The sequence below is a fragment of the Paenibacillus sp. YYML68 genome (assembly GCF_027923405.1).
In the GTDB taxonomy this organism is placed as follows: domain Bacteria; phylum Bacillota; class Bacilli; order Paenibacillales; family NBRC-103111; genus Paenibacillus_G.
Genome location: NZ_BQYI01000001.1, coordinates 4,628,396 through 4,641,141, shown reverse-complemented (window position 1 = coordinate 4,641,141; position 12,746 = coordinate 4,628,396). Strand labels below are relative to the sequence as shown.

The following is a 12,746-nucleotide window of genomic DNA, read 5'->3' as shown; positions in this document are numbered from 1 at the left end:
TATTCATGTAGACTTATTATAGTAGAAATTGTCCGGACACGCGAGGGAGCAGCATCAACGAACGGGCACCGCAGGTAGCCGACAATAAGCATCTAAGAAGCACAAAAGCCGTCCGGCATGCACCGAACGGCCTCTCCTCGCCACGTCCACGTGGACGAGCGTAATCGTTTTATTTCTTCGCACCTGTGCTGCTTCCCGCACCGCTCGCACCGCCCGCACCAGCATTACCTGCCGCCGCTGCACTTGTCGTCTTCTCCGGCTTCGCGAACGGGTCCTTGCCTGCGAAGACGTCCTGCACGTACCGATGCAGCTTGTCGGTGCTGGCCGTAATGACGGCCGCGCCGCCGACGCGCTTCTCGACGAGCAGCTCTGCAGGCGGCACCTGCTTGCTCGGCATGCCCTCGGTCTTCACCTCAAGCGCCAGAGCGCCGAGCTTGAGCATATCGGTCGTGTTCAGATTCGTCTCGATATACGGATCGATGCTGCGCAGAATGATCGGCAGACGGATGAGCGAGCCGGTCGACTTCATCTCTTGGGCGACGGCAGCCATGAACTTGCGCTGCCGCTCGGTACGCGAGAAGTCGCTGAGCGCGTCGTGACGGAAGCGCACGTATTGCAGCGCCGTTTTGCCGTTCAGGTGCTGGACGCCCTTCTTCAGGTCAATGTCATATTCGGGCTCTACGGAGTCGCGGTACTTCATATCCTTCTCGACCTCAAGCTCGATGCCGCCCATCGCGTCGACGAGCGCCATGAAGCCCTCGAAGTCGGTATATACGTAATATTGGATCGGAATACCGAGCAATTCGCCGGCAGACTTCATGGCCAGATTCGGGCCGCCGATGGCGAGCGCCGTGTTGATTCGTTCCCCGCCGTGACCGGGCACCTTCACATACGTATCACGAAGGATGGAGAACAGCACCGCCTTCTTCGTCACCGGGTCAACGGAGACGACCATCATGGAGTCGGAGCGCGGCGCTTCGTTCTTCGTCAGCCCCCGCGAATCGCCGCCGAGCAGAAGAATGTTGACGCGCTCCTTGCCCTCCCACTTCGGAGGGGCGTGCGTGTCGGCGCCGCCTGTTTTTTTCGTGCTGATCGCAGAGAACTTCGTCGTCTCCGGCTTACTCTGAATGTTGTTCGCGAATTGCACAAAGCCGTATGTATAATAGCCGATAGCCGCGAGTACGAGGACAAGGGATAAGGTGAATAGTCTTCTGATCGTTCGAGCCATGGAAAAATCGATCCTTTCTCTATAAAATGTACGGTCGCTTTTCCTATGCATGCGCTTCGTGTATCATTAACAGTTAGGATGCTGAAAAATTGTTTACATTATACTCATTACCGGAAGCTTCCTGCAAGTTTCGGCAATATATTACAGGAGGGATACGCGATTCATGTCACTGGCCATTGATGTGCACCAGCTGCGCAAGGAGTTCAAGGTGCAAAAAAACCGGGAGGGTCTGAGCGGCGCCCTTCGAGACTTATTCAATAGAGAGTATAGCCACGTTACGGCAGTGAAAGACATCAGCTTCCAAATTCCGCAGGGCGAAATATGCGGCTACATCGGCGAGAACGGTGCGGGCAAGTCGACGACGATCAAGATGCTCACGGGCATTCTCGTTCCGACCGCCGGAGACATACGTGTCAACGGCTACATCCCGCATAAGGAGCGGGAGGCGTTCGTGCGCGGCATCGGCGTCGTGTTCGGGCAGCGCAGCCAGCTGTGGTGGGACCTAGGGGTCATCGAATCGTTCCAGCTGCTCAAGAAGGTGTACCGCGTACCTGAAGCCGACTACCGCGCCCGCATGGACGAGCTCGTGCATCACCTGCAGCTGGAGGAGCTGCTGAATCGTCCAGTGCGCAAGCTCAGTCTCGGTCAACGGATGCGCTGTGAGCTGGCGGCGTCGCTGATCCATAACCCGTCTATCCTGTTCCTGGACGAGCCGACCATCGGTCTTGACATCGTTGTGAAGACGGAGATTCGCGAGTTCCTCAAGTCGTTGAACCGCCGATTCGGCACGACCATCCTGCTGACGACGCACGATCTGCAAGACATCGAGGCGCTCTGCTCCAGAGTCATCATGCTGGACGACGGGCGCATCATCTACGACGGCGGCCTTGAGGAGCTGAAGGAGCGCTGGGGCAAGGGCAAGGAGGTCATTCTCCGGTTCACCTCCCCGATCACGCTCGAGCATCTGCGCGGCTTAACGCACGGCCTCGACGTCGAATGGTCGCTCGACAACGAGCTGACGGCGAAGGTGTGGATTCCGCAGCGGGCAGGCGGTGTGTCCGAGGTGCTCGGCCGCGTCGTCGGCGTACTCGACATCGACGATATGAAGATCGTGGAGACGAATACCGACGACATCGTCCGGGAGATCTACAAGTCCGGCTCGTCTGACGTGAAGCGGAAGCCGGCGGCTGAAGCGGACCAGCAGGAACAGGAAGTGACGCTGCATGTCTAGCGCTTATCTCGAGATTATTCGCATCCGCTTCCTGATGATGCTGGCGTACCGGGTCAATTATTACAGCGGGATCATCATCTATGCGTTGAATATTGGAGCGTATTACTTCCTATGGAAGGCGATCTATGGCTCGAAGGAGCTGCTCGGCGGCTTGACGCTCACCCAGATGACGACGTACGTGGCGGTCGGCTGGATGGCGCGGGCGTTCTACTTCAACAATCTGGATCGCGAGATAGCCAATGAGATCAAGGATGGCAGCGTGGCGATCCAGTTCATCCGACCGTACAACTATATCGTGGTGAAGATGATGCAGGGACTCGGCGAAGGTCTGTTCCGCCTCGTCCTGTTCTCGACGCCGGGTATGGTCATCGTCTGGCTGCTGTTCCGCATCGAGCTGCCGACCGACCCGAAGCTATGGGCAGTATTCCTCGTCATGCTGTTCTTCAGCTTCCTGATCAATTCGCAGATTAACATCATTACTGGACTATGCGCGTTCTTCCTGGAAAATAACGAGGGGCTGATGCGGCTGAAGCGGGTTGCGGTCGACCTGTTCTCCGGACTCGTCATACCGATGTCGTTCTTCCCAGGCTGGGCGGAGTCGGTGCTGAAGCTGCTGCCGTTCCAGGCGATTACATATTTGCCGGGCAAGGTGTTCACAGGCGCGGTGCCGGAGGGGGCGGTCTACGACGGGTTGCTCGTGCAGCTGCTCTGGTTCGTTCTGCTGCTGCTACCGCTCGTCCTGCTGTGGCGCAGCGCCAGGTCGCGTCTGTTCGTGCAGGGAGGGTGAACATATGTTCTATGCAGGCTTAGTGATCGATTATTTGAAAAATTACATGAAAACCCGCCTCACCTATCGCTCCGACTTCTGGATCGAGGTGCTGAGCGATCTGCTGTTCAACGGCTTCAACCTGTTCTTCATCCTCGTCGTATTCGGACATACCCAGACGCTCGGGGATTGGAACGAGCATGAGGTGCTGTTCATCTACGGCTACTTTATGGTGCCGTACGGCTTGTTTATAACTTTCTTCAGCTTATGGAACTTCAGTGAGCGTTATATCGTGAAGGGCGAGATGGACCGCATCCTGACGCGACCGGCACACAATCTCATTCAGCTCATGCTGGAAAATATGTCGCCGTCCTCGCTGTTCAGCTCGCTCGTCGGGCTCATCGTGATGGGCTACTCATGGTCGCAGCTCGGCCTTGAGCTCGTCTGGTACGATCTGCTTGTCCTGCTCTTGCTCGTGCTCGGCTCCATGCTGATCTATGGCGGTGTATATATCTCTTTCACCGCGCTGTCGTTCTTCTCCGATGCACCGACCGGTATTACGGCGATGCTGTGGAACATCCAGAACTACGGCCGCTACCCGATGACGATCTACAACCAGGTGCTGCGCTTCACGCTGACGTGGGTGCTGCCGTTCGGCTTCGTCGGCTTCTACCCGTCGGCCTACTTCCTTGACCGGGACAACTGGGGCAGCTTCGCGCTGCTGACGCCGGTCGTGGGGCTTGTGTTCTTCACGCTGGGGATGTTGGTGTGGAATTACGGGGTGAAGCGGTATCGGGGGGCAGGGTCGTAGGTGAAGAGGTAGGGGGTGACACTTAGTTGAGATCGCGACGACTCATTATACTTGTTGTCCTCACCACCGCTATGTCCGTACTACTCTACGGATACTACATCCATAGACAAGCGGCGGTAGCTACGGTCATGAAGAGCTATAAAGAGTGGGAAGTGAAGGATGTCTCCTTCTACGGCACATGGACTGTTCGGATCGGCAAGAGTAATAGCGACAAGACGTATAATATCTTTGTGAGTTTCGATGGAACTCAGATTATTGGTGAGCCGGGCTGTATGTGTGATGATTAGTGTAATAAGTACCCACCTGTGGCGCTAACCTCGGGGTGGGTTTTTACTATTTTTGGATGCACTTATACCATTCAGTCATCATCGAGGAGGAATGAAGTAATGACAGAGCAACAGCTGATGCTAGGCCAGCCTGCGCCTACGTTTACATTAATGGCAGGCAACGGGGAGCCTGTCTCTCTACAAGATTATGTGGGACGCAACGTCGTCATCTATTTTTATCCGAAAAACATGACCCCAGCCTGCACGGAGGAGGCTTGTCAATTCCGGGACTACCACGGTGAGTTCGCGGACAAGGGGACGGTCGTGCTCGGCATTAGCCCGGACCCGGTACGCTCACACGAGCGGTTCGCGGGGAAATATGAGCTGCCGTTCACGCTGCTGTCCGACCCGGAGTACGAAGCGGCGAAAGCGTACGGCGTATGGGCGCTCAAGAAGCTGTACGGCCGAGAGTATATGGGCATCGTGAGGTCGACGTTTCTCATAGACAGGCAAGGACGGCTCGTTCGCGAGTGGCGGAACATTCGGGTGAAGGGGCATGTCGAGCAGGTGCTGGAGGCGGTGCGTGAGCTCGAATCTGCAGAGTAAAGCGAATTTTTAACTGGAATAAACAGGAGATTGATCGCTCGGTGGCGAATAGAACGATAACGATTCGTATGGAAATGGAGAGATGCACGTATGCCTGAGACGGACAAGGAGTGCTTCCTATACGTTGGTACGTATGAGAATGGGGGAGCCGATTCGATCTTCACGCTCGTCTTGAATGAGGAGACCGGTGCGCTTGAGTATAGGTCGGCTAACGGGGAGACGGAGCAGCCCTCGTTCCTCATTCGCGGCCAAAGACGGGACAGGCTGTACGGTGTGATCGAGCTTCAAGCTGCACATCACCCTTCCGTTGGCGGAAGTGTCTCGGTGTTCGCCTTGGACGAGTCGTCGGGTGCGCTGAAGCTGCTGCAGACCGCCTCGACAGAAGGGGCATCGCCGTGCTATGTGACGCTGGCCGCGAACGGGAAGGTGCTGCTGGCTGCGAACTATATGAGCGGAAGTGTGTCGGTATATCCGGTGCTAGAGGATGGCTGCCTTGGGCCGCTGAGCGATGTGCAGCGTCATGAAGGGCGCAGTATTACGGAGCGACAGGAGGCGCCGCATGCTCATTGCGTGCTGGAGCGGGACGGGCACGTGTTCGTCACGGACCTCGGGACCGATGAGATCGTACGCTACAGGCTGGAGCTTGAGGACAGTCGTCCGCGGCTCGTGAAGCAGCAGTCGGTGAAGTCGAAGGCGGGGGCAGGTCCGCGTCATCTGGCCTTCCATCCGCAGCGCCCGTTCGTTTATGTGATGAATGAGCTGGATAACACGATTGGCGTGTACAGCTACGAGAAGGAGAGCGGCGAATGGACGCTCATCGAGAACGTGCCTTCGCTGCCTGAAGATTATAACGGGATGAATATAGCTGCACATATTGAGGTGCATCCGAACGGCCGCTACCTGTATGCGTCTAATCGCGGGCATAACAGTATCGTCGTCTGCGACATTGACGTGATGAGCGGCAGGCTGACCGTTGTGCAGCATGCTTCCACGCTCGGCGACGGTCCGCGTCACTTCGCGATCTCACCGGATGTTAAGCTGCTGGTCGCAGCGAATCAAAAGAGCGGCAGCCTCGTAACGTTCCGCGTGGATGCACAAAAAGGGACGTTAGAGCCAACGGGTTATTCAATAGAAGTTCCGAACCCGGCTTGTGTACGTTTTATTTAATACTGCTCATACTAAAAGCTGCATGATTGGTCAACAATGGTAAGAGTAACAATTTTATCGGGGAGAGTGATGACATGCTTCCTTTCCATTATCGAATGGCAGAATTGTGGACTTATCATCAGACCAGAGAGTTAACAGATGAGGAGCAGCAGGAGCTCTCGTTATGTTTGCAGGCCAATGCGAATTTCGTAGGAAAGCTTGTAGAGCTTCATAACTGTATCACCGCAGCTACGATTGCGGGCGACAAGATGTGGTTGAAGGAGCTGAACTACAAGCTTGCAGAGCAGTCACAGCAGCTTCAGCTCCAATTCAACGCATTGAGGACGAGCAGGTTTAACCAAAGCACAGCTTCAAGTGATCCGAAGCAGGATCATGAATAGGCTCAAGTACATAAGCCGATAATAGCTACTCTATAATTCCCAAGCGGAGCCGCCAAAAATGGATTCCTAGTTGTTGGAGGCAGGGGCGATCCTCACGCCCCTGCCTCCAAATGTAACAATCAAGATAAAGGGTACACGCCACACTGGGGTTTATTAATGAGCTAGTGTGCTCTCCAGCTTAAGCTGAAGGGGACTTCTAATAACATGCGACCACTTGCGGTACAGAAGGAGCCCTCTGACAAGCTCATCAAATGCCATGCTAATAAACACGCCAACAACTCCAAGGCCTAATGGTATTGCAAGAATATACGCCATAGGAATGAACATGCCCCACATGAAAATTCCTCCGATTACCGTAGGGTAGTTGACGTGTCCTGCTGCCCGTAGTGCGCTGCCTGTTACTTGATTAAAGCCCGATCCCGGCTCGTTAACGAAAGCTAGTAAGAGAAGCATCGTCGATATAGCAATGATGTCTTGGTTTTTAGTGAATACGCCGATAATCGACTCGGACATGGCGTAAATCAATGTTAGCATAATAATAGGAACGCCTGTTCCTATTAGCAGGCTTTGGCGAAACTGGCGTTTGACCTGATCCGTTCTCATTGCACCGACAAGATGACTGATTAAGATTTGCGTACCTTGAGAGACTGAATAGCAGAACAAGCTAACGAAGCTGGTAACTGTTACCGTATAGGTTCGAGCTGCGAGCTCATCTGGGCCGATGGAAGCGATAATTGCGGTGGCAACGAGCTGTGCGCCATACCAGAATACCGGCTCCAACGTAATGGCAAATACGGTCCGGATCATCACCTTCGTGTTGGTCAGAAATCCGTCTTTAGCCCAAATGAATTGGATCTTCAGCTTATATCGGACGAGCCACCAAGAATACAGAAATCCGACGATGCGGGCAATAACGGTAGCTAGCGCAATACCTATGATGCCTAGCTTGGGTAGTCCGAAATAGCCGAAGGTGAGTGCGTACACACCTATAATATTGATTACATTCGTGGCTACAGCCACATACATCGTATAATGAGTATAACCGTTAGCAGACATTATTCCCCAAAAGAAGGTCGTGCCTGCATAGAAGAAGGTCCCGCCGCCTACGATAGCCAAGTACGTCTTTCCGTACTCGTGCAGCACTCCGTTCAGCCCAATCCAAGATGCGAGAGAGTCCGACAGCAGCACGAGGATCAAGCTGGTCACGATGCCGACTGCCATATTCAACACAAAGGCGGATGCGTAGAGTCGTCGAACGGCGTCTTGCTTGTTCGCACCTAAGTATTGGGAATAAATAACCCCCCCACCGATCCCCAGCGCACCGAGCAGCATGATTACAAATAGTACAATAACGTTAACGGCACCGACAGCTGCAGATGCATGGTCAGAAATTTGACTTAATAGAAATACATCGACAAAGCCGACGAAATAACCAAGCATATGGTCTATATATATGGGCCATGTCAATGCAAAGATACTTTTGTCTTGAACCGATTGCTCCTTACGCTCCTGCTCCATCACTTATCATCCTATAGTTCGGCTAGGTTAAGACGACATGCCGAAGCTCTTCCTTCTTGGGCTGAACCCGATTACGAATAAACATATCTAGTGTTTCTTGGGAACGGAGACCATCTCGGAAGTCTGCAATGCAGACGTTGTGATGGGCAGGGGTTCTTGTGGCCTTAAGCTGCCAATCCTGCAGCTGATGGATGAACGAATCCGACCAACCAAATATTTCATTGGGAGGGTCGGTCAGTGTCTGGGGCGCGTCATACGAGTGCTCTACCCATTCGATGCCTTGTTTTATTTTATAGGTACGTTTCCAAGCGGACTCATAACGGAGCTCCTGCTTAGTGCCAATCAGATTCAGATAAACCCCGGTTTCCTCCTGCGTCGACGATTTGGAAGCGATGAGTTCAACGTAGGTACCTGACTTAAGCTTACCGTACACGGCAGAATAATCGTCGACGTGGATCGTTTTATTTTCTCTGATAGGAACGTTTGTTTTCATTATTGTCTTTAAGTCGGCTTCATGGATTTCTCCTTGAAGTAAGAACCACAACATATCGATTAGATGAACGCCCAGATCGCCTAGTGCTCCACTGGTCATTTTACTTGTGGAGTCATCCCGCCATGTAAAGGAGGTTTTGGTTAGTGCGCTGCTCTTCTGAAAGCCCAGCTTAACAGCAAGCAGTTCACCGATCTCCCCGTTGTCAAGCAACCGCTTAATTTCGCGAATGATGGGGAGGTATCTGTAGTTAAAGCCGACACAAGCGGAAGCTGAGCATTGCTTGGCTAGCTCGGACATGGTGCGTGCTTCATCTAAGCTGACGGCCATCGGTTTTTCGCATAAGACGTGTTTATTCGCTTGGAGAACAAGGAGCGATTGCTCCTGATGCATGAAGTTAGGTGAAGCGATGATCACACCGTCCACAGCTTCAATTAATTGCTCGGGTGTAGCGAATACGGTGCAGCCGTTTTCGCTAGCAACCTTCTGTGCAGATTCGAGGTTAATATCATAGACACCTGTAAGTTGAAGGGCATGAAGCTTGCCCAGCGCTCGAATGTGAGCTTTGGCTATTCCGCCTGTACCGATAATTCCAATTTTCATTATGGTTCACTCCGATCCGTTTATCTTTATTTAAGGGTCAATAATTGTTCTACCAATACAGTATGGATGGCTTCCGCATATGCATGATTCGCTATAGAAGGAAACTTGGAACGTGCCTCATCGGTCGCATTACCGACCAGATATCCGTATTTAACCGATTGAAGCATGTCCAGATCGTTTCCGCTGTCCCCAAAGGCGAATGCATGCTCGGATGATACTGCTGTTTTGTTCAACATGTAGGCGACAATATGTTTTTTGCCTGAGTTTATTGGGATGAAGTCAATGTCGTAACAGTCCTCAGGGTCACCTGCCAATGGATTGCATTTGCTGATGTTGACGCCAATCCCGTTCTGTGAACAGTATTCTCGAATTTGATCTAGGGAGAGCGTGTCGTCATCAGCAACTCCGGTTTCCCGATAATAGTAGCTATCTTTCAAATTAGATGCTCCTTGCGTGCTTTGCGGTATGAGAACAACGCCTTGGCGGTTCAATGACTCGACGAGCTCGCTTACTTTGTCCTGCGAATAGCCGCTTTCAAGCAGCCGTAGCTCCCATTCGGTATCTTTGGAGCTACGGCCATTGCTGAAATACGTAATCTCCGTACCGAGCCCGCTGGCAATAAAGTGTGGCAGCACGTTCAGGCCGTGCCTGGCAGCTTTGTCGAGGACGGAGGACAGGCTGCTGCCGGTCACCCAGCCGACTAAGAGCCGTTTATCTGATGCGTGCTCCAGAAGAAACTGCTCCAGTAGGCGCAAGCCCGCAACATACGCTGCATCCCCACTATGTGCCAAGTACGTTTCGTCAAAGTCAGAAAAGATAACATGTTCAGGATTAGGAACGAGTGGCAAGTGTAGAAAAGTGGAGTTAGAGGACTGCATGCAAACCCTCCACAACCCGATCCTGCTCGTCCAACGTCATATTGGGGTGGAGTGGGAGATTCAATAGCCTCTTGTGCAAGGTTTCGGTATTCGGAAGCGAACAATGCTTGAAGTGCGTGTCACGCAGTGGTGTCTGCTGAAGATGACTCAGCACGGTGTAGTAGACATCGGTTTCAACTTGAAATTCCGAATGCAGTCTGCGTCTGACCTCATCGCGATCGAACATGGAGTGGATTTGAATGGAAAATAGGTGCCACACGTGATCTCCTGTCAAATCAGGTAACGAAATGCGACCGGATTCCTGAAGTGGTCTTAAGAGGCTGATATAACGTGAAGCAAGCACCATTCTTTTGAAGTTGTTTAGAGAAAGGAACGGAAGCTTGGCTAGGCCAATAGCCGATTGCGTATTATCGATCCTCGAGTTATAACCGAACGATTCCTGCTTCACATTTTTTTGTCCCTTGACAAACCCGTGGTAGCTGAAGCGGCTGCAGCGTTCTGCAAGCTCATCCTTATTGGTCATCAGACCGCCAGCTTTGCCGCATACACCCATATTCTTGAATGGATTCAGGCTAATTACAGCGATGTCTCCATATTTGCCTAAATCAGTTGCACCAATCGCTTGACATCCATCCTCAATAAGAAAGAGACCGAAGGTGTCAGCTACGGCTCGAAGCTGTTTCATGTCAGACATACGACCATACAAATGTACAGGAAGTATCGCCTTGGTGCGGGCTGTGACGAGGGGTTCGATCTTAGCTGCATCAATCAAGTAATCATGAGCAGTAGAGTCGCAGAAGACAGGAATCGCTCCGCAGGCAAGGACAGCGTTCTCGGTAGCAGCGAAGCTGTTGGCGGGCATGATCACTTCATCTCCTGGCCCAATGCCTAGTGCCAGCAAAGCGACAATCATGGCGTCAGTGCCGCTGCTGCAAAGCAAGACGTGCTTCTGCTGCAGGAAGGAGGAGAACTCGCGCTCTAGCTTTTCCGTGAAGGGGCCTGAGGTGTAGAGACCGGATTCCAATACTTGCGCGAATGCAGTCATACAAGCCTTCTTCTCTTCTTCATTGGAAAGACGGTGTAAAGGCAGGAAAGGGACGATGCTCTCACTAGTCGTTTTTTGAAACAAGTGTAGCGGGTCGAACGGATCCTTCAAGCGTCCCTCGTGAACTAGTGCTTCCCGTAGCTTCTCATTAGCCTTATTCGAATCAAATGCTATTTCCAAGCCGCTGTTATGAGAAAGCATTGCTTGATAGAGTAATAAATTGCTTTGGCTATCTCCTCGATGCATTAAAGTGGTCACTGCCTGAACGGGTTGCGGCATAGTGCTTCTTGCCTCCTTATAGGATATTGCGCAAAAGGTTTGCGCATTGGATAAAGCTTGTCTCATTGTCCAAAGCTTCCTGATCGTCGTAAGGTGTGCATTCCGTTGCGTTAAACTTGCTCGGCAGACCAAGACGTTCGTTCGCTTAGTATATAACCGTAATACTGAGCGTGCTTCCAGGCCCCCATACACCCCAGGATCATCGATAGCGCATTCTGGCGTGTCCCGCCGGACCATCTGGCATTCTTCTTAAATGGTATAATGACGGGGTGCAGGCTGAATCAATAATTTTCAATATAATACACCTCCTTCCAATTTTGGCACTAACAAAATACTAGCATCTGCTTTTTAGTGTTGTCAACAACAACTTCAGTGTAAAAATTACATGTACACCAAATCTTGGATGTGGTATAAAATTAATATAGGCGTTGGTCAAAAGACGAAGGATTCGAATGTGACCAGACCTGTACTGGAGCGCCATTGTCCATCCATGGAAGAGGGGGATTAACAAGTGACGCGTGCTGAGACAAACCATAGAGGAATTACAATTGCTGGCGAATTCATTCCTGTGAAGGCCATCGGCTTTGATAAAGATGGAACCTTGTTTCATGCTGAGGCTTTCTGGGATTATGTGGATGAAATGCGCAAGGAAAACTTCGTTCGAATCGTTGGTGAAGAGCATGGTCATCTTTGGAATCAAGCGATGGGGACTGATCAGCCGGGTAAGATCGATTATCAAGGGGTACTTGCTGTAGCGACACTGCAAGAGGAAATCATAATAATTGCAGGGTTGATTTACTTGCTTAAGCGTTATCCGTGGTTTCAATGCAGAACATTGGCGGAATCCATTTTTAAAGAAGCTGATCGGCATATGCAGCTGGAGAAAGCTTTTCTCAGAAAAGAAGGCGTGCCAGAAATATTTCATCGCTTGACAACGCGAAATATCCGTACATGTATTGTGACCTCTGACCATGCGCTTCGGACAAAGGCGTGTGTCGATTTATTAGGAATAGAGGAATTGCTGGATTTCATCATTACTCCAGAAGCGGTGACTAAAGGGAAGCCCGATCCCGAGATGACTTTGGAAGCATGCAGGAGGCTTCAGATACAGCCCCATGAGTTCGCTGTGGTCGGCGATTCTATCGTCGATATGCGGATGGCCAAAGCAGCAGGCAGCATTGCCATTGGTGTCGTCACCCACGAAGGCTCGAGAGAGATGCTGGAGAAGGAATGTGATTATCTTATTGAGTCTTTGGTTGAGATCGAATAGATGATAAGAGACTGTCAGGAACTGAATGATGCAGAGCGAAATTTACAACGTCGCTCGATCATCACGTTCGGGTTATGATTCGGCCCGATATTTGGCTATTCCTTGAACGAAGAAATCTATTATTTCTGGCTGCTGCTAGGTGTGGGCGGCGTCTACCTTGGGTAGGCGTCTTTTTCTATTTAATGTGAACAATTCCGAGAGACCTCGG

Annotated in this window: 12 protein-coding genes; 7 read left to right on the top strand and 5 right to left on the bottom strand. The window is 51.8% G+C overall.

From position 1 onward, the window contains the following. Window positions 1-169: 169 nt before the first annotated feature. On the bottom strand, window positions 170-1,228 hold the full coding sequence (locus tag PAE68_RS20760; RefSeq protein ID WP_281890148.1) for an LCP family protein: 1,059 nt from the start codon (window positions 1,226-1,228) through the stop codon (window positions 170-172). 163 nt (window positions 1,229-1,391) lie between these two features. Between PAE68_RS20760 and PAE68_RS20755 the strand changes: the two genes are divergently transcribed. From PAE68_RS20755 to PAE68_RS20730, 6 genes are all read left to right on the top strand, one after another. Beyond that, window positions 1,392-2,459 carry an ABC transporter ATP-binding protein gene (locus PAE68_RS20755; RefSeq protein ID WP_281890147.1) on the top strand — a complete coding sequence of 356 codons (1,068 nt, stop codon included), beginning with the start codon at window positions 1,392-1,394 and terminating at the stop codon, window positions 2,457-2,459. Next, window positions 2,452-3,246: an ABC transporter permease gene (locus tag PAE68_RS20750; RefSeq protein WP_281890145.1), complete on the top strand. Its 795-nt coding sequence runs from the start codon at window positions 2,452-2,454 to the stop codon at window positions 3,244-3,246. The genes PAE68_RS20755 and PAE68_RS20750 overlap by 8 nt, the downstream gene beginning before the upstream one ends. A 4-nt stretch (window positions 3,247-3,250) precedes the next feature. Next, the gene (locus tag PAE68_RS20745; protein WP_281890143.1) at window positions 3,251-4,036 is read left to right on the top strand and encodes an ABC transporter permease; all 786 of its coding nucleotides are present in this window, start codon (window positions 3,251-3,253) and stop codon (window positions 4,034-4,036) included. A 386-nt stretch (window positions 4,037-4,422) separates the two neighbouring features. Further along, window positions 4,423-4,908 (top strand): thioredoxin-dependent thiol peroxidase, encoded by a 486-nt coding sequence (bcp, locus tag PAE68_RS20740; RefSeq protein WP_281890141.1) that lies wholly within the window; start codon window positions 4,423-4,425, stop codon window positions 4,906-4,908. Between the two features lie 90 nt (window positions 4,909-4,998). Continuing rightward, the gene (locus PAE68_RS20735) at window positions 4,999-6,075 is read left to right on the top strand and encodes a lactonase family protein (protein WP_281890139.1); all 1,077 of its coding nucleotides are present in this window, start codon (window positions 4,999-5,001) and stop codon (window positions 6,073-6,075) included. Between the two features lie 74 nt (window positions 6,076-6,149). Beyond that, entirely contained in the window at window positions 6,150-6,455 is a 306-nt protein-coding gene (locus PAE68_RS20730; RefSeq protein ID WP_281890137.1) for a DUF7667 family protein, read from the top strand. Between the two features lie 153 nt (window positions 6,456-6,608). Here PAE68_RS20730 and PAE68_RS20725 read toward each other — a convergent pair whose 3' ends face one another. Genes PAE68_RS20725 through PAE68_RS20710 form a run of 4 tightly spaced genes read right to left on the bottom strand, consistent with a single transcriptional unit; the run spans window position 6,609 to window position 11,334 of the window. Beyond that, complete coding sequence (locus tag PAE68_RS20725; protein WP_281890136.1) at window positions 6,609-7,973, bottom strand: MATE family efflux transporter; 1,365 nt, start codon at window positions 7,971-7,973, stop codon at window positions 6,609-6,611. A gap of 22 nt (window positions 7,974-7,995) precedes the next feature. Continuing rightward, window positions 7,996-9,066: a Gfo/Idh/MocA family protein gene (locus tag PAE68_RS20720; protein ID WP_281890134.1), complete on the bottom strand. Its 1,071-nt coding sequence runs from the start codon at window positions 9,064-9,066 to the stop codon at window positions 7,996-7,998. Window positions 9,067-9,092: 26 nt separating this feature from the next. Then, window positions 9,093-9,944 (bottom strand): HAD-IIB family hydrolase, encoded by an 852-nt coding sequence (locus tag PAE68_RS20715; RefSeq protein ID WP_281890132.1) that lies wholly within the window; start codon window positions 9,942-9,944, stop codon window positions 9,093-9,095. After that, a complete protein-coding gene (locus PAE68_RS20710) occupies window positions 9,931-11,334 on the bottom strand; it encodes a DegT/DnrJ/EryC1/StrS family aminotransferase (protein ID WP_281890130.1) in 1,404 nt (467 codons plus the stop codon). The genes PAE68_RS20715 and PAE68_RS20710 overlap by 14 nt, the downstream gene beginning before the upstream one ends. Before the next feature lie 445 nt (window positions 11,335-11,779). Between PAE68_RS20710 and PAE68_RS20705 the strand changes: the two genes are divergently transcribed. Beyond that, the gene (locus tag PAE68_RS20705) at window positions 11,780-12,538 is read left to right on the top strand and encodes an HAD family hydrolase (RefSeq protein WP_281890128.1); all 759 of its coding nucleotides are present in this window, start codon (window positions 11,780-11,782) and stop codon (window positions 12,536-12,538) included. The last annotated feature ends 208 nt before the right edge of the window (window positions 12,539-12,746 follow it).